The organism is Corynebacterium sp. P4-C1, from assembly GCF_030503595.1.
In the GTDB taxonomy this organism is placed as follows: Bacteria; Actinomycetota; Actinomycetes; order Mycobacteriales; family Mycobacteriaceae; genus Corynebacterium.
Genome location: NZ_CP129966.1, coordinates 502,374 through 519,976 on the forward strand (window position 1 = coordinate 502,374; position 17,603 = coordinate 519,976).

16 protein-coding genes are annotated in these 17,603 nt (G+C 63.8%); 12 read left to right on the forward strand and 4 right to left on the reverse strand.

Annotated features, from left to right (window positions below):
• Nucleotides 1-5 precede the first annotated feature (5 nt).
• On the forward strand, nt 6-1,604 hold the full coding sequence (lnt, locus tag QYR03_RS02395) for an apolipoprotein N-acyltransferase (RefSeq protein WP_259851473.1): 1,599 nt from the start codon (nt 6-8) through the stop codon (nt 1,602-1,604).
• Nucleotides 1,605-1,641: 37 nt separating this feature from the next.
• The gene (locus QYR03_RS02400) at nt 1,642-2,547 is read left to right on the forward strand and encodes a polyprenol monophosphomannose synthase (protein WP_259851472.1); all 906 of its coding nucleotides are present in this window, start codon (nt 1,642-1,644) and stop codon (nt 2,545-2,547) included.
• Between the two features lie 126 nt (nt 2,548-2,673).
• Here the strand turns inward: QYR03_RS02400 and QYR03_RS02405 are convergent, their stop codons facing one another.
• On the reverse strand, nt 2,674-3,057 hold the full coding sequence (locus QYR03_RS02405) for an RNA polymerase-binding protein RbpA (protein ID WP_259851471.1): 384 nt from the start codon (nt 3,055-3,057) through the stop codon (nt 2,674-2,676).
• Between the two features lie 129 nt (nt 3,058-3,186).
• Between QYR03_RS02405 and QYR03_RS02410 the strand changes: the two genes are divergently transcribed.
• Nucleotides 3,187-3,507, forward strand: a complete 321-nt coding sequence (locus QYR03_RS02410) for a hypothetical protein (protein WP_301712959.1) — start codon at nt 3,187-3,189, stop codon at nt 3,505-3,507.
• A gap of 59 nt (nt 3,508-3,566) precedes the next feature.
• Nucleotides 3,567-4,265 (forward strand): YceI family protein, encoded by a 699-nt coding sequence (locus QYR03_RS02415; protein WP_259851469.1) that lies wholly within the window; start codon nt 3,567-3,569, stop codon nt 4,263-4,265.
• Nucleotides 4,266-4,439: 174 nt separating this feature from the next.
• Here the strand turns inward: QYR03_RS02415 and QYR03_RS02420 are convergent, their stop codons facing one another.
• Complete coding sequence (locus QYR03_RS02420; RefSeq protein ID WP_259851468.1) at nt 4,440-5,756, reverse strand: cyclopropane-fatty-acyl-phospholipid synthase family protein; 1,317 nt, start codon at nt 5,754-5,756, stop codon at nt 4,440-4,442.
• A gap of 119 nt (nt 5,757-5,875) precedes the next feature.
• Here QYR03_RS02420 and QYR03_RS02425 point away from each other — a divergent pair, with 119 nt between their 5' ends.
• Nucleotides 5,876-7,276: an NAD(P)/FAD-dependent oxidoreductase gene (locus QYR03_RS02425; RefSeq protein WP_259851467.1), complete on the forward strand. Its 1,401-nt coding sequence runs from the start codon at nt 5,876-5,878 to the stop codon at nt 7,274-7,276.
• A gap of 161 nt (nt 7,277-7,437) precedes the next feature.
• Nucleotides 7,438-8,511, forward strand: a complete 1,074-nt coding sequence (locus QYR03_RS02430) for a magnesium and cobalt transport protein CorA (RefSeq protein ID WP_259851466.1) — start codon at nt 7,438-7,440, stop codon at nt 8,509-8,511.
• A 34-nt stretch (nt 8,512-8,545) separates the two neighbouring features.
• Here QYR03_RS02430 and QYR03_RS02435 read toward each other — a convergent pair whose 3' ends face one another.
• Nucleotides 8,546-8,980, reverse strand: a complete 435-nt coding sequence (locus QYR03_RS02435; RefSeq protein ID WP_301712958.1) for a PaaI family thioesterase — start codon at nt 8,978-8,980, stop codon at nt 8,546-8,548.
• A 200-nt stretch (nt 8,981-9,180) separates the two neighbouring features.
• Here QYR03_RS02435 and gndA point away from each other — a divergent pair, with 200 nt between their 5' ends.
• The 6 genes from gndA to QYR03_RS02465 are packed head-to-tail and all read left to right on the forward strand — an operon-like array spanning nt 9,181 to nt 16,791.
• Nucleotides 9,181-10,599 carry an NADP-dependent phosphogluconate dehydrogenase gene (gene gndA, locus QYR03_RS02440; RefSeq protein ID WP_301978978.1) on the forward strand — a complete coding sequence of 473 codons (1,419 nt, stop codon included), beginning with the start codon at nt 9,181-9,183 and terminating at the stop codon, nt 10,597-10,599.
• A 60-nt stretch (nt 10,600-10,659) separates the two neighbouring features.
• Entirely contained in the window at nt 10,660-11,979 is a 1,320-nt protein-coding gene (locus tag QYR03_RS02445) for a DEAD/DEAH box helicase (RefSeq protein ID WP_301712956.1), read from the forward strand.
• Nucleotides 11,980-11,985: 6 nt separating this feature from the next.
• Nucleotides 11,986-13,368, forward strand: coding sequence for a hemolysin family protein (locus QYR03_RS02450; RefSeq protein WP_259851462.1), 1,383 nt, complete (start codon nt 11,986-11,988; stop codon nt 13,366-13,368).
• The gene (locus tag QYR03_RS02455) at nt 13,365-14,417 is read left to right on the forward strand and encodes a hemolysin family protein (RefSeq protein ID WP_259851461.1); all 1,053 of its coding nucleotides are present in this window, start codon (nt 13,365-13,367) and stop codon (nt 14,415-14,417) included. Before QYR03_RS02450 ends, QYR03_RS02455 begins: the two co-directional genes overlap by 4 nt.
• Nucleotides 14,418-14,424: 7 nt before the next feature.
• The gene (locus QYR03_RS02460; RefSeq protein WP_301712955.1) at nt 14,425-15,288 is read left to right on the forward strand and encodes a 3-methyladenine DNA glycosylase; all 864 of its coding nucleotides are present in this window, start codon (nt 14,425-14,427) and stop codon (nt 15,286-15,288) included.
• 39 nt (nt 15,289-15,327) lie between these two features.
• The gene (locus QYR03_RS02465) at nt 15,328-16,791 is read left to right on the forward strand and encodes a VWA domain-containing protein (RefSeq protein ID WP_301712954.1); all 1,464 of its coding nucleotides are present in this window, start codon (nt 15,328-15,330) and stop codon (nt 16,789-16,791) included.
• Nucleotides 16,792-16,996: 205 nt separating this feature from the next.
• Here QYR03_RS02465 and QYR03_RS02470 read toward each other — a convergent pair whose 3' ends face one another.
• Entirely contained in the window at nt 16,997-17,569 is a 573-nt protein-coding gene (locus QYR03_RS02470) for a MerR family transcriptional regulator (protein ID WP_259851504.1), read from the reverse strand.
• Nucleotides 17,570-17,603 lie beyond the last annotated feature (34 nt).

Consider the following 17,603-nt stretch of genomic DNA (forward strand, 5'->3'; position numbering starts at 1 on the left):
CGCGCATGACGCGGCTCGCAAGAATTGCCCGGGTCCTCCTCGCGGGGCTTGGGGGCGTGCTGGTGTATTTCTCCTACGAGCCCCACGGTTACGCGGCGGCTGGAGTTGTGGGCGTCTCGCTGTTCTACGCCGCGCTCGCTCCGTGGCCGCGCCAGCCCGTCGGCGCGGCTGCTGGACCGACTGCGAGGTGGGGCGCGCTGTTGGGGTTCATCCACGGCTTCAGCGCCTATGTTCTGCTGTTGCCGTGGGTGGGCGAATTCGTGGGTGCCCTGCCGTGGATCGCGCTGTCCGTCACACTTGCATTGTGGACGATTCTGACCGGTGTTTTCGGGGTTTTGGTCGCCCGGTGGCAGTTCGGTTTCATCGCTTTCGCCTTCGTCTATTCGGCCGTGGAATTCTTCCTGTCGTCATTCCCGTTCGGCGGCTTCTCGTGGGTACGCCTTGCATGGGGGCAGATCAACGGTCCGCTGGCGAATTTCGCGCCGTGGGGCGGACCCGCCCTAATCACATTTGCCACCGTGCTGCTGGCTGCAGCGCTGAGCGCCGCCGCGATATCGCTTATCGACGGCCCCCGCACCACAATTCGCCGTTCCATCACCGCCCTGATCGCGGCAGGCTTGACCATCAATTTCGGGATACTCGCAGGTCTCGGCGTCGACCGCCCCGGACCGACGACGGAAACCGTGACCGCCGCCGCTGTCCAGGGCAACGTGCCCCGCATGGGTCTCGACTTCAATGCGCAGCGCCGCGCTGTCTTGGCCAACCACGTCAACGTGACTAAGGAGCTGGCCGCCAGCGGTGAACACCCGGACCTGGTGTTCTGGCCGGAAAACTCCTCCGATGTGAATCCATTCCGGGACCGGCAAGCACGCGACCTCATCACTGAGGCAGTCAAAGCCGTCGACGCACCGGTCTTGGTGGGCACCCTGACCGAAGACGAGGTAGGGGACCGCAACACCGCCGTTGTCTTCGATCCGGACACCGGTGCCGGCGACTTCCACCACAAGCGGTTCCTGCAACCTTTCGGTGAGTGGATGCCGATGCGGGACTTCTTCCGCAGGTTCTCGCCGTACGTGGACATGGCGGGAGATTTCAAGCCCGGCGACGGCAATGGAACTGTGCGCATGGGCGGGCATGTTGTGGGGGTGGCCACCTGCTACGAAGTGGCGTTCGACGCCGCCTACCGTGACGCAGTCAAGGCTGGGGCCCAGATTCTCACTACCCCGACGAACAACGCCACCTTCGGTTTCACCGACATGACGTACCAGCAGCTCGCCATGAGCCGGATCCGCGCGATGGAGACCGACAGGGCAGTGGTGGTCGCGGCGACCTCGGGAGCTTCCGCCATCGTGCGTCCTGACGGCACCGTGGCGCAGGAAACGGAGATCTTCACGCCGGCGTATCTCGTCGACAAGCTGCCGCTGCGCGATTCCGTGACGTTCGCTGTGCGTTACGGCAGATTCATCCAGTGGCTTATCGTGGCAGGCGGTATCGCGGTGATGCTCGCGGCAGTCGCGACCACCCGGCGGGGGTATGCTTCTAGAAAGAGTCAGGACACGTCGGCGGCACCGCAGCCGGCGCGGCACCCTGAAGACGAAGACTGACGTATAGCCCGAACAAAGCGAAAGAAACGGAGACACTGTGGCTGAGAAACCGACCGACTCGACTCTGGTGATCATCCCGACATACAACGAGGTGGAGAACCTCCCGTTGATCGTCGGGCGCGTCCGCGAGTCGAACCCGGACGTGGACATTCTGGTCGTCGACGATAACTCCCCGGACGGCACCGGCGAGAAGGCCGACGAGATGGCCGCTGAGGACAGCCATGTCAACGTCATCCACCGCGAGGAGAAGACCGGTCTGCTCGGCGCGTACACAGCTGGATTCGACTGGGGTCTCGAGCGCGACTACGCCGTGCTCTGCCAGATGGACGCAGACGGCTCCCACGCACCGGAACAGCTGCCGCGCCTGCTGTCGGCTATTGACGAAGGAGCGGACCTAGTCATCGGTTCCCGCTACGTCGACGGAGGCGAGGCCGTCAACTGGCCCCGCAACCGCTACCTGCTGTCCAAGCTGGGCAACCTGTACATCTCCGTTGCCCTCGGCGATGACGTTGCCGACATGACGGCCGGTTACCGCGCTTTTCGACGCGAGGTGCTCGAGACCATCGACCTCAGCACCCTGTCGCGTAAGGGCTATATTTTCCAGGTCGATCTCGCCGACCGCGCTGTACAGGAGGGCTTCGATGTCCGCGAGGTACCGATTACCTTCGTCGACCGTGAGCTCGGCGAGTCCAAGCTCGACGCCAGCTTCGCTGGCGAATCGCTCGCCGAGGTGACCAAGTGGGGGTGGAAGCGCCGCTCCACCCAGGCCTCCGAAATGGCCACGGAACTGAGCCGACTGGGCCGTTACCAGCTCGACGAGCTCGGCGTGTACAAGATCCCGGGCCAAGTCACCCGCGCAACGCAACTCGCTGGCGACCTTGTCGAAGAGGGCCTCAAGCTGGCCAAGTACGAGTTGAAGCGCTTCCGCGACAACCGCCACTAACCGCTAGCCACTGGCCGCTAGCCGCTGGACATCAGCCACTAAAGGCACGCCAAAAGCCGGCAGGAATTTGTTTCCGTGCCGGCTTTTTTGGTGCGGGGAAGTAGGAGAGGGGACGGCGATAAGCGACTAGCTACCGTTCTCCTGCGCTTCCTTCTGCTCCTTCGCAATGCGGGCAGCGGCGCGGCGGCGCTTGCGGAGCTGCTCCAAACGCTCCTCGAGAAGCTCATCGAGCTCTTCTAAGCTGCGGCGCTCACGGAGCATGTCCCAGTGGGTGCGTGGCGGTTTCACCGGCTTCGACTCAACACCTTCACCCTCCATGAGGGTGCCCACCTGGCCGTTCTTGCACGGCCATTCCTCGGGAATTTCGGCGTCGTCGGCGAATGGAATCTCGTAAATCTCGCCGTTCGGGGTGCGGTATTTCGCCATCCTGCGCGGCGCGAGATCGTGGTCGCGATCCGTCTCGTAGCTCACTGCGCCCATGCGGCTACCACGTAGCACCCGATCAGCCATGCTGCATCTTTCCCTTCGTTGTGAATAATCGTCGCGAGCCTAAAGTATAACGGCCAACAGTTCTAACGCGCCGACTGCATCGATTGTTCCGTGGAATCCGCCGCGGGGCGGATAAGATGAACCGCGACCATGAACCAAGCAACCGACACGGCGCCGACCTTCCAGTACTGCGGCAAGGAGATTCAGCTCACACCTGGGCGTGGGCGGCCGCGGAAGTACTGCGGCGACTCATGCAAGCAGCGCGCCTACGAACTGCGGCACGCAGCGCCGAAAGGTGCCCGGACCACGCGCAAGCTGCAGGGAGACACACTGAAGGACAAGCTGTTCGAGATCCGGTGCGCCGCCGAAGACATCGCGATTGCGTCCAGTGAGGGCGCGGATGCCGACGAGATTCAGTCTCTGTGCGATGAGCTGGTTACGATGGCTAAGAAGCTCGAGAGGCTCCAATAACGCAATAACGCGCGCCGGACGCACACACGGGCCGGCATTCAAGGCAGAGAGGGATACTCATGCGCAACCGCAACCAGAAACTCATTGTCTTCGGCGGCGCTGCGGTCATTGCCGTGCTTGCGCTTTTCGCGTTGGTTCCGCTGGCCATTTCGTTGTTCTCGCACCCAGGCGTGAAAACGGAGGGCATTGACGCGGACGGCGCCAAGCCGGCAGCGACGGATGTGGACGGAACGTGGGTGGTGTCCGCCAAGCCCGGCAAGAACGTCACGTCCGCCGGGTTCACGTTCAACGAGTTGCTGCCTGGTGATGCGAGAACCACATCGGGCTCGACCCAGGATGTCGACGGCGAAATGACCATCGAAGGCGGCAGGTTGACCGCCGGTGAGGTGACCGTGGACATGACTAATATCGTCACGGATAAAGATGTGCGTGACGAAAATGTGCGAAGGAAGATCCTTCACACGGAGGAGTACCCGGAAGCCACATTCACCCTCACTGAACCCGCGGACGTGTCGCAGCTCCCGGATGACGGCACCGTCGGCACCGTGACGCTCACCGGCGACCTGACTATCCACGGACAGACCAACAGCATCACCCAGGATTTCACCGCGTTGCGTACCGGAGAGACAGTGATCGTCCACGCCGACATTCCGATCAGCCGCGCGGACTACGGAGTGGAGACGCCGGAGTTCGTTGCCGCCAAGATCGACGAGAACGGCGAAGTGAATATCCGCCTGAAACTGGAAAAGAAGGACTAGGCGGGCCACGGGCTAGCGGCGCATGTGCGGGCCATTGCGCCCGTGTTCGCCGCATCCACCCATAGCCCATTATCCATTACTGTCCGATAATGTACATTATGTCAAGTAATGTTCGCGGGAGACGCGCCCTAGTTTTCTGCCGGCCCGCTCGCTCCCCGGGCTGCGGCTCTGCCGCTACCTGACACCATGTCGGTGCCGGTGCATCAACGTCACCTGCACAACATCGAGCATGCTGGCGTGCGCCATTGCCTCCCGCAGCGCGAGCTGCCACATCCACAGACGTCGGTACACTGCGTCGAATCCGTCGGCGGCCGCCTCACGCAGCTGGCTTTGGAAGACGGTGCGCTCATGCCGCAGCGACAATTCAAGGTGGTCTGGCGCGTGGGTCTGCGCGACAATGCGGAGTCCGCTGCGCGTATCGACGCTTTTGCGAAGTTCGTCGACCGTCCGGTAATTCAGAGTTGGCCAAATATAAGCGCGCAGCGATTCCAGCGCCGATTCAGCGGGCGGGGTCAGCTTCCCCGTCGACACGACGGTTTGGAGGGCGGCGCGGCCGGAGCGGGCCAAGAGGTCGTCGATAAGCGCGAAATAGCGTGCTTGCAGGTCCGTCGGCATCGTTTCCAGGTGCTCCGCCGAGACAACAGCGTCGTAGCGCGCTTTTCGACGCTCCATGCCCCGCAGCAACCCCTCCACCACATTGAGGTGCACTGCGTCTTCTGCCCCGCCGAGTGTGAGACGTTCGCGCACGGCGCGCAGCATTCCCGGATCAGTGATCACGGAATCCACGGTGGCGCGGCGTGCGGCCGCCGCGATCGCCACAGCCCCGCCCGATGACGGCAGCTCGGCGAGGTGGGTGCCGGGGCGGACGGCGGCGGCGTTGAGAAGCATGTCCACGCTCCTCGCTTGCGCATCCGCGAGATCCAGCTTCTCCGTCTCGAGCGGCGCGCTGAAATTTGTCTCCGAAACGAAATAGTTCTTCGGTTCTCGCCCGCGGCCCGCACCCGGCGAATGCGATTTCACGCTCACGCGCTCCATCGTCGGAACTCCCGTGGCGAAATGGCCCGCGAACGCGCTCATCCCGTCGCCCGAGAACCTCGCGACGAGCTCCGGCGGCACCTCGCCGCCGCTGTATCTCCCGTGACTCGCGAGCTTCGTCTTCGGGTTGTACTCCACACGGAGCAACGCGCCGAGCACTTTGACCAGATCCTCGGGAGTCTCCGTGCGCCACTCTCCCGCCATATACCCTTCAGCGAGACCGATCCACCCGTTCGCGGCGATGCGGTCGAACAGCTCCGCGTGGTCGACAGTGAGATCCGGGGAACTATCCGGGTCGAGCTCGAGGCCCGCCTTGGCGCACGCGGCCGCGAACTGCGCCTCCGCGTGCCGGGCCCGGAGTCCCAACAAGCGGACCGACGGCAACGCCACGATATTCGGCCACTGGTCAGCGTCGACCGTACGTAAGTGCATGGGGATCGCGGGGTTGTCGGACACGCCGTCTACCATAGACCGACGGCAGCCCGCCTCATGGGAGCCACGGCGCGCCGAGTTTCGAAACCGGCGTATGATCTCATGGCGGATAAGCGTGCAATTGCTACAAGGAGTACAGATAAATGTCCGATAAGCCTTACCGTCCAGCGGGCAACCGCCACCACGTCGTCATCATCGGTTCCGGCTTCGGCGGGCTTTTCGCGGCTCGCGAGCTTGACGGCGCCGACGTGGATGTCACGTTGATTAGCCGCACCAACTTCCACCTCTTCCCGCCGCTGCTGTACCAGGTGGCAACGGGTCTTCTGTCCACCGGCGAGATCGCGACCTCGACCCGCCAGATTCTGGGCAAGCAGAGCAACACGGACATAGTGCGCGGCGACGTCACCGACATCAACCTCGACGGCCAGACCGTCACCTTTGAAGAGGGCGAGTTCACCCGCACCTACGAGTACGACTCCCTCATCGTCGCCGCCGGCGCCGGCCAGTCCTACTTCGGCAACGACCACTTCGCTGAGTTCGCTCCGGGTTTGAAGACGCTGGACAACGCCCTCGAGATCCGCTCCCGTCTCGTCACCGCCTTCGAGCGAGCCGAGGTTGTCGAGGATCCGGAAGAGCGCGAGCGCCTGCTCACCTTCGTCATCGTCGGCGCAGGCCCGACCGGTGTGGAGCTCGCCGGCCAGGTCGCCGAGATGGCGCACCGCAGCTTCCGCGACGAATACTCCAATTTCCGCCCGTCCAGCGCCAAGATCATTCTTCTCGACGGCGCACCCCAGGTCCTTCCGCCCTTCGGCAAGCGCCTCGGCCGCAAGGCGCAGCGCGAGCTGGAGCGCCTCGGCGTGACCGTCCGGCTCAACGCGATGGTCACCAACATCGACGAGAACTCGGTCACCTACAAGGACATGAAGACCGAGGAAGAGACCACGATCGACTCCTACACCAAGATCTGGTCCGCCGGTGTCGCCGCTTCCCCGCTGGGCAAGACGATCGCCGAGCAGGCAGGCCTCGAGGTCGACCGCGCAGGCAAGGTCCCGGTGAACAAGGACCTCTCCGTCGGCGAGCACCGCAACGTCTTCGTCGTCGGCGACATGATGAGCCTCGACCGCCTTCCGGGCTTGGCACAGGTAGCTATCCAGACCGGTGAGTATGCCGCGAAGGCCATCAAGGCCGGCGTTGAAGAGGACCAGCAGCCGGACCAGCGCGAGGACTTCTCCTACTTCGACAAGGGCTCCATGGCGATCGTCTCCCGCTTCCACGCTGTCGTGAAGATGGGCAAAGTCGAAATCGCCGGCTTCCTCGGCTGGATCATGTGGCTGCTCGTCCACGTGTCCTTCCTCGTCTCCAAGCGCAACCGCGTCGTGTCCATGTTCACCTGGACGCTCAACGCGCTCACCCCGAAGCGCTACAACCTGCCGACCACCCTCCAGCAGATGCACGCCCGCACTGCCCTGCTGAACCTAGGCAAGGAGTCCGGCAACAACACCGAGAAATACTCCGAGCTGCGCGACACCAACGGGGAGAACTAAACCTTCTCCTCCCCCTCCACCGCCCGCTCGGGCTCTCGGTGCACGCTTCGCGGCGGGCTAGGCGTATGATCTATTAAGTTCACCGCTGGGCTGGCGTGATTCGTCGATATGCGAATGCGCGAGCCCAGCTTCCTGCCGAGTCTGTGAAAAAGGGGGTCGCTATGCCGCCGAAACTACCTCTGCCCCGTAACAAGGCTAAATCGCAGGCGAAGCAAGACCAGCGGCCCGTCCCAGTGCCCGTCGAGCGGTCCGTCGACTTCTGCCGCGTCTTCGTCGAAGGCAACGCCCTGCCCGGGTCCATGCACTACACCAGCGCCATGGAGCGCGTGAAGCAGGCTGAAAACGGCTATGTGTGGCTCTCTCTGCACGAGCCGAGCGCTGAGCAGATGGAGCGCGTGGCGGCGGAATTCGGCATCCACGACCTCATTGTCGAAGATGCCGTGACGGCGCACCAGCGCCCCAAGGTGGAGCGCTACGGCGAGCAGCTCTTCATCGTCATCCGCACCGTCGTCTACCGTGACGACGAGGAAGTCTCGGACCTCCGCGAAATCATTTCGACCGGTGAGGTGCAAATGCTCGTCGGCGAGGATTTCGTGATCACCATCCGCCACGACGCTCAACTGCCGAACCTGACGCAGGAGCTTATCGAGGACCCGGAAATCTCCTCGCTCGGCCCGGCGGCCGTGGCGTGGAAGGTCGCGGACCACATCGTCGAGAACTATATGAAGGTCACGACGTTCCTCTCCAGCGATGTCGACGAACTCGAGAACGAAGTATTCACACCGCGGCAGCTGATCAACATCGACAAGATCTACATGTACAAGCGTGAGGTTCTGGAGATGCGCCACGCCACCGACCCGCTGGGGCCCGCGCTGCGTTCCGGCCTCACCCTGCACAAGGATCTGCTGAGCAAGCCGATTCGCTCGTACCTGCGCGACGTGCAGGACAACGCCATGATTGTCAGCGACAACGTGTCCGCTTTCGATGAGCGGCTTTCATCGCTTCTCGACGCCTCCGTGGCCAAGGTCTCCATGCAGCAGAACTCCGACATGCGCACCATCTCCGCTGTCGTCGGCATGGCCGCGCTCCCGACGATGATCGCCGGCGTGTACGGCATGAACTTCGAGAACATGCCCGAACTCGGGTGGCGGTACGGCTACCCAGTCGTGCTGGTGGTGATGTTCGCGTCGATCCTGGGCATGTACTGGTGGTTCCGGAAGAACCATTGGCTCTAGAGACACGTCGGGTCTAGAGCCGCGGTCCCTTCTTTTAGGAGTCCAGAACCATCGTCCGCAGCGTGCTGACGGCGACGAGCTTGCCTTCCTGCCGCATCTCCGTGCGCCACAGCTGGGTGCGCCGTCCGACATGCACTGGAGTGACGTCCGCCTCGATGACACCGTCGGTGACGCTGCGCAGGAGATCGGTGCTGTTGTTCATTCCGACGACCGGGGCACCGGCGGCGAGGTAGCCGGCGAACGACCCCATGGTCTCACCGATGGAGCAGAAAACTCCCCCGTTGACCACGCCGGCGGGCTGGTGGTGCTTCGGTTGTGCCTCGACCTCCGCGACGATCTTCTCGGGGCCGAACGCCGTGAATTTCAGGCCGATAAATGAATCGAATTCGGTGCTGGCGGCGTTGAGCGCGGCGAGTTCCTCATCGTTGAGTTGGCGGTTCTGCAGGTGCTTGAGGTCGTTGATATCCATAGAAACTGACTTTAGCAACGAAACTAGACCAAATTGCCGGACTCTGGAAACAGCGGCAGGAAATTCCTTGCGGAGGTTGCCTCCCAGGCGTTTACCGCGTGCGTATGCTCGAGGGCATGACTTCGAATGACGCATCTTCCTCTAACGCTGCCCCCAACGGTGCAGACACTGCCGGCAAGGCTCAGATCGGTGTCGTGGGCATGGCCGTGATGGGCTCCAATTTGGCCCGTAACTTCGCCTCCCGCGGCCACACCGTGGCTATCTTCAACCGTTCGCCGGAGAAGACCCGCGCGGTGATGGAACAGTACGGCGGCGAGGGGTCGTTCATCCCCTCGGAGACTATCGAGGACTTCGTCGCTTCCTTGGAGCGCCCCCGCAAGGCCGTGATTATGGTGCAGGCGGGCAAGGCTACTGACGCGGTGATCGATCAGCTTGTCGAGGCGATGGATGAAGGCGACATCATCATCGACGGCGGAAACTCCCTTTTCACCGACACGATCCGCCGCGAAAAAGAGGTCGCTGCGAAGGGGTGCCACTTCGTCGGTGCTGGCATTTCCGGCGGTGAGGAAGGTGCACTGCGCGGACCGTCGATCATGCCCGGCGGCCCGAAGGAGTCCTGGGAGACGCTCGGTCCGCTGCTGGAGGACATCTCCGCCAAGGTTGACGGCACACCGTGCGTGACGCACATCGGCCCGGACGGCGCCGGCCACTTCGTCAAGATGGTCCACAACGGCATCGAATACGCCGACATGCAGGTCATCGGCGAGGCTTACCACCTCCTGCGCTACGCGGCGGGAATCGAGCCAGCCGAACTGGCGGATACTTTCTCCGAGTGGAATCAGGGCGACCTGGATTCGTACCTGATCGAGATCACCGCTGAGGTTTTGCGCCAGGTGGACGCGAAGACGGGCAAACCGTTCATTGACGTCATTGTCGATGCCGCGGGACAGAAGGGCACGGGCCGCTGGACTGTGAAGGAAGCGCTCGATCTGGGTGTGCCCACCACCGGCATCGGCGAGGCTGTGTTCGCGCGTGCGCTGTCGTCGGCACTCGCCCAGCGCGAGGCAGTCAAGGAGACTGGCTTGCCGTCCGGTGAAACCGCCACTTTGGAGTCACTCGGCGTGGACAAGGAGCAGTTCGTCGAGGACGTCCGGCGCGCCCTGTACGCGTCGAAGCTCGTCGCGTACGCGCAGGGCTTCGACGAGATCAACGCCGGCTCCCAGGAATACGGCTGGGGCCTTAAGCCGCAGGATCTCGCCACGATTTGGCGCGGTGGTTGCATCATCCGCGCGAAGTTCCTCAACCGCATCACCGAGGCGTACAACAACGACCCGGAACTGCCGTCGCTGCTGCTCGACCCGTATTTCCGCGGGGAGCTCGAGAACGGTCTCATCGACTCCTGGCGCCGCGTTGTCGTCACGGCGACCCAGCTGGGGCTGCCGATCCCGGTGTTCGCCTCCAGCCTGTCTTACTATGATTCGCTGCGTTCCGACCGCCTGCCGGCCGCATTGATTCAGGGCCAGCGCGACTTCTTCGGTGCCCACACGTACAAGCGTGTCGACATGGAGGGCACGTACCACACGACGTGGTCCGGCGAGCGCGAGGAGATCAGCTACTAGTACTAGCTGGGCGCGTTGCGCTCACCCAGGCACCGCGGGGGCGTCGGTAGACTTCCCACGGTGCCTTCTTTTCTTGATTTAGGGCTTCCCCGCCCCATCGTCGACGTCCTGGACACCCAGGGCATTCGTCAGCCTTTCCCGATCCAGCAAGCGGCGATCCCGGGAGTACTCGACGGCCGCGATGTTCTCGGCCGCGGCCCTACCGGGTCCGGCAAGACATTCACGTTCGGTCTCCCGATGCTCGCTCTGCTCGCTGGTAAGCCGTCGCGCCCTGGCCATCCACGCGGACTCATTCTCGCCCCCACCCGCGAGCTCGCCGCTCAGATCCGCCAGCGTCTCGACGACCCCGCCGCGGCGGTGAACCTCCGCATCATCGAGGTCGTCGGCGGCGTCAACATCAACAACCACATCCGCGCACTCGCAGCACCGGTGGATGTGCTCGTGGCAACACCGGGACGCGCGCAGGACCTCATTAACCAGGGCAAGCTCAGCTTCGACGCCGTTGAGATCACAGCTATCGACGAAGCCGACCAGATGGCGGACATGGGCTTCCTCCCCCAGGTGCGCAAGCTTCTCGACGCCACCCCCTCCACCGGCCAGCGCCTGTTGTTCTCGGCGACGCTGGACGGTGACGTCGACAAGCTTGTTCAGCGATACCTCGACAACCCCGTGACGCACTCGACGGCGCCCGCCGCCGCGGCCGTCGATTCAATGGAGCACTACCAGCTGCTCGTCGGCGACCGTGAAGCGCGCAACGACATTGTTCCGCTGATCGCCGCGCGCGACGGCAAGACCATCATGTTCATGCGCACCAAGCGCGGTGTGGACCGGCAGGTGAAGAAGCTGCGCCGCGTCGGCATCAACGCGCAAGGCATCCACGGCGACAAGGGCCAAGGTGCGCGCACCCGCGCCATCGAGGGCTTCGCCGGCGGCTCCCTGCCCGTGCTCGTGGCTACCGACATCGCGGCCCGCGGAATCGACATCAGCGATGTCTCCCTCGTCGTCCACATCGACCCGCCCGCCGAGCACAAGGCATACCTCCACCGCGCCGGCCGCACCGCACGTGCGGGCACTTCCGGAACCGTGGTCACGCTCGTGATGGACGAGCAGCGCAAAGACGTCGACCAGCTCCTCCGCAAAGCCGGCGTGGACGCCAAGAAAGTCGAGGTTAGCGCCGAATCTGCCGAGCTTGCTAAAATCACGGGAGCGCGGAAGCCAAACGGCAATCCGCTGCCCCCGCCAGGTCAGACCGCGGCCCCCTCCAAGACGCGCAACCAACGTCCGCAGGGTTCGCGGCGCGGACGGCAACCGAATAAAGCTCATTCCAACCCCAACGGTGGGCGCCGCCGAAAAAGGAGTCCCAGGCGCAAAGAGCTCTAACCACCCATGGACATACTGATCTCCATTCTCGCCTTGATCGGCTTCGTGCTGCTCACAGCTTCTACCGGTCTCTTCGTGGCCATTGAATTCGCCATGACCGGCCTCGAACGCTCCACGATCGAGTCGCACGTGCAGGAAAAGGGCGATAAGACCGCCCGCGCCGTGCAGCGCGACCACGCCAATCTCTCTTTCGTTCTCTCCGGCGCGCAGCTTGGCATCACGATCACGACACTGGCCACCGGCTTCCTCGCCGAACCGGTGCTGGCGCGCTTCTTTGGTCCGCTGCTTGAGCTTGTCGGCCTGAGCGAGTCAGCTTCCCGGCCCGTGGCCTTGGTGCTGGCTCTCATCGTGGCCACGACGCTGTCGATGGTTTTCGGCGAACTTGTGCCGAAGAATCTGGCTATCGCCAATCCCCTCGCGGCAGCGCGTTTCGTTGTTCCGCCCGTCAACGCTTTCAACACTGTCTTCGCCTGGTTCATCAAGGGACTCAATGCGTCGGCGAACTGGTTCGTGCGCAAGCTCGGGATCGAGCCGGCGGATGAGCTTGCGTCAGCACGCTCCGGCCCGGAGCTCGGCGCGATGGTGCGCAGCTCCGCGGAGGCCGGCGGTTTGGATGCGGCCACCGCGCGGATGCTCGACAGGTCCCTGCAGTTCGGCGAGACCACGGCAGAAGAAGTGATGTCGCCGCGTTCGACAGTCAACTCCCTCGATGTCGAGGACACGGTCAGCGACCTCATCGCCTTGGCTATTGAGACTGGCCACTCCCGCTTCCCCGTCCGCCGCGGGGACCTCGACGACACCGTCGGGATCGTGCACATCAAGGATGCCTTCTCTGTCCCCAGCGACGAGCGCGCGACGACGCTGCTCGGTCCGCTGGCCAAGCCGGTGTCCTTCGTTCCGGGGACCCTCGACGGCGATGCGGTGCTCAACCAAGTGCGTTCGGCCGGCTCGCAGATGGTGCTCGTCGCTGACGAATACGGCGGCACCCAGGGTTTGGTGACCATCGAGGATGTCGTCGAAGAGATTCTCGGCGAGGTTTACGACGAGCACGACGACCGCGAATCCGAGCGCGACTTCCACCGTTTCGGCTCCTCCTGGGAGGTCTCCGGCCTGGTACGTCTCGACGAACTTGCCGAGCGCACCAGCTACCTGTCCCCCGACGGCCCGTACGAGACCCTCGGCGGGCTGATCATGTCGGCTCTCGGCCGCGTCCCGCAAGTCGGCGACACCGTGCTTCTGCCAGTGTCGGACAATGAGGCGCAGGATGATTTCGAGTCCGGCAACGCCGGCCGCTGGCTGGCGCGTGTCTCCGTCATGGAGGGCCGCCGCCTGGACAAAGCGATTCTCACCCCTGTCTCCGACGAAGACGCAAGGAAGTGGGAACAGTGAGCATTTGGGTAGCGAGTATCCTCATCATCGCGCTTCTGCTGGCCAACGCGTTCTTCGTGGCCGCGGAGTTCGCGCTGGTGTCGTCGCGCAAAGACCGCCTCGAGTCGATGCTGGCCCAAGGCAGGACAGGTGCCCGCCGAGCTATGAATGCCACGGAGCACCTCTCGTTGTACCTCGCGGGCGCCCAGTTCGGCATCACGATTGCCTCACTGATCCTGGGCAAGGTCGCCGAGCCGGCGATCGCCCACTTCCTCGAGGTCCCCTTCACCGGTCTCGGCGTACCCGAAGACCTGCTGCACCCGCTGTCGTTCGTGATTGCGCTGCTGCTCATCACTGTGCTGCACATCATCTTCGGCGAGATGATCCCGAAGAATATCTCGATCGCCGGGCCCGAGACGCTGGCGGTGTGGCTCACCCCCGCGATGGATATGTGGGTGAAGCTGACCCGGCCGTTCATCTACGCCCTCAACGAGCTCGCGCGTTGGACGCTGCACCTTATGGGTGTGGAGCAGCGCGACGAGTTGGACTCGACGGTAGACCAGGAGCAGCTCGCGAATATGATCGAGGAGTCGCGCCAGGAGGGCCTACTTGATGCGGAAGAGACCGTGCGTCTCGCCAACGCCCTGTCGTCGGAGAACCGCAGCTTCAAAGAGGTCATGATTCCGATCGACGACGTGGTGACCATCCCCTATTCCCGCGGCGGCATCACGCTTTCGGCTTTGGAGAAGGCCGTCAGGGAGACGGGTTACTCGCGCTACCCCGTGGAGGGGTCTGCGGGCGCTCTCGTGGGGTATATCCACGTCAAGGACGTGCTGGATCTGCTGCAGTCGGATGCGGCGAACCCGATCATTCCGCAGAACCGCATCCGTCGCTTGAGCATTGTGGACGGCTCCGGAAGCCTCGACGACGCGTTGACATCCATGCACCGCCGTTCGGCCCACATGGCGCAGGTGCGCGATCACGGCGAGCTTGTCGGTGTTCTCGCGCTGGAGGATTTGATCGAGGAATACGTGGGCACGGTCTCCGACTGGACCCACGAGGACGAGTAGACCGGCGATGCCGACGGCACTTCCGCGCGCCGAATGGGAGGAACTGTTGCGCGCGCACGAGGAACGGGCACGGGTGTGGGTCGACCCGCACCTCGAGCGGCGTTCGCGCGGCGAGAAGCACCCTATCTGGGATTTCCTCTTCGACTACTACGCCGTACGCCCGGCGCACGTGTTGCGGTGGCATCCGGGGCCGGGCATTTCGCTTATCGACGCCGCCCACGCTCCCCACACCCAGTGGCGCCACTACGCGACCGCCCCCGACGGTTCGGTCACCGCCGATGTGGACGATTTCCTGGCCCACCGGCGCGAAGATCTGGAGCGTATCCGGCATCTTCTGCGCGCCACACAGGATAACCGGACGCAATTCGACTGCTTCGGGCTGCACGAATGGGCCATGGTCTACCGGGATGAGAAGCCCCGCCACAGTCTCCCGTTGCGGTTGGGGGCGGAGGGGACGAACGCGGTCGTCGATAAGCACGAGCTCAAGTGCACGCACTACGACGCGTACCGGTTCTTCACGCCGCCCGCGAAGCCGTTGAATCTGACGGTGCTCGAGAGCACAACGCGCCCCTCCCATGAACAAGCCGGCTGCCTGCACGCCGGGATGGACCTGTTCAAATGGGCGGCAAAAATGGGGCCGCTCGTGCCCGGCGAGCTCTTCCTCGACTGCTTCGAGCTCGCCTGCGACATCCGCCTGCTTGACATGGAAGCCTCCCCGTACGACTGCCGTGTGCTTGGCTACGGAGTCGTGCCTGTCGAAACCCCGGAAGGCAAAGCCGAGTACGTCGCCCGCCAACGCGCCTTCACGGGACGCGGAGAAGCCTTGCGACACCGCCTTGTCACGATCCTCGACAGCGTCCTCGGCTACTAGACTGAGCGGGAAGATCTCTGCTCGAAAGGGGCCTGCGCCATGGGACGGCACTCCACCGGAAAGAACAACTACTCCTTGTCCAAGGAGGTCATAGCGGTTCTGGCCGTCATTGCGTTGCTGATTGCCGCTGTCATCGCGTGGCTGGTGCTGCGCGGCGGATCCGGTTCGGGAGAAACGGGCACCAATGCCGCGGGTGAGCAGGAGTGCGTCGCCGGCGACCTCGCACTGCCTATCGCAGCTGCTAACAAGACCGTCGGCGAGCAGCTCGTAGAGGACTACGCGGCGTCCCACCCCGTGGTGCGCGACTACTGCGTGACACCGGAATACGTCGAAAAGCTTGAGGACGCCGCCGTCTACGTCGCCCCCCTTTCTCCGATCACCACCAACGAGATAACCGCGGCCGGCCGCAGCTCCGCGAACAACGAGCCCCCGGCCGTCTACGCCTCCGCCGTCGGTGTCGCCGGTCCCGCCGATAAGGCTGACGCACCTACCCTGGCGGACGTCGTCTTCACCACTGCCACGCAGCCGGAGGCCTCTGCGATCGCCTCCCAGAAGCTCGCCGAATCCGATCAGGCAGCGGCTGATGCTCTGAAGAAGCAGCGCATCCCAGCTGTCTCCGACGCCGCAGCCCAACAAGGCAAGCTTGTCGCGACTACCGAAGACAACGCACTGGAGGGAACGACCTTCACGCCTCTCGACGATGCACAACTCGTCTACTCCGCTATCCCCCTCAACACCACCGACTCGGTCAACGAGGAGCAGACCCGCGCCGCGCAGGCTTTCGGCGACTACGCAGGCAAGACATTCACCGATGCCAACGGCGATGTCGTCCAGGACATGTCCGATGTGAGCGAGCCTGTCTGGTCCGCGGCCGAGCCGGAGGGCGGGAAGCGCGTCACCGATCCCGAGGCGCAAACTGCCGGCAGCGACCAACCGTCAGGCACGCAGGAGGCGGGCGCTCCGGGCGAACCGGCTGACACGCTGTTCCTGCTCGACACCTCTGCCGGAATGGCGGAGTTCAACGACCCGGCGGCAGAAGCGATTGACGCGGCCATCGGCGAGATCACGTCCGGCGGTCACTCCGTTGCGCTGTGGAACTACTCCTCCCCGCTCACGCCTGGCGTGAACAAGGGGTACCGCGCCAACGTCGCCTTCACCGGCAATGCTGACGATGCCACCGGCACCGCTTTCCGGTTCGTTAACGACGGCCAGCCGCAGACCCGTGAGGCAGTCGCCGCCGCCGTCGACTACGCGCAAACCGAGGCGACCCCGGAGAATCCTGTCCGCATCGTCCTGATCACATCCGGATCCGTGGACAGCGCCGATGATTCCGCGCTCCAGGCGCTCAAAGAGGCCAAGGCCAAGGGCATCGACCTCACCATTGTCCGGGTCGGAAGCGGCGAAGCGGACAACGCGCTTATCGACGCCGCCTCCTTCACCTCCCAGGCCCCCGACGCCGCTGCGCTCCCAGAGGCAGTCCGCTCCGCTGCGGGGCTTTCCTAGTCCGGGATCTGGTCCGAGATCTGGTCCTGACTCTGACCTGATCCTCACTCTGGCCTGATCCCAACCTTAGTGTGGTACTGACTTTGCACCTGATCTTGGATCGGGCCTGGGACCATATCTAGTAGAGGAAGACACCGAAAAGGGGTGCGATCCCAGCTACGGGACCGCACCCCTTCTGCGTTCTTCAGGGAGTGCGCGGTGAGCTTTAGGAGCTGCGGCGGCGACGGCGGTCAGCCAGCTCGTCGAGAGCCACGACGTTGTCGTCTTCTTCCTCGTTGGCGCCGCCGATGCGCTCGGACGGGAAAGCGGAGATCGTGCCGGTGAGTTCCTTGACGATCTGCGGGACGGCGATACCGAACACGCCCTGACCGCCGCCGAGCAGGTCGATGATCTCGTCGTTGGAGCGGCACTCGTACACCGTGGTGCCGTCGGAGACGAGGGTGATCTCGGAGATCTCGTTGATGCCACGGTCGCGGAGCTTGTCCACGGCGAGGCGGATGTTCTGCAGGGAGATGCCGGTGTCCAGAAGGCCCTTTACGATCTTCAGGACGAGGATGTCCTTAAAGGAGTATAGGCGCTGAGAGCCCGAGCCCGTCGCGTTTCGGATGGAGGGGCGGACCAGGTCGGTGCGCGCCCAGTAATCGAGCTGGCGGTAGGTGATGCCGGCGACTTGGCAGGCGATCGGAACGCGGTAGCCGACTTCGTCGGAGGGCCCGAGGTCGAAGAGGGTCTCCTGAACTGGTGCTTCTGCACCGTCGGCGGCGGTGACGCTATCGATCGTACTCACGTAATTACTCCCATGAAGTTTAGGA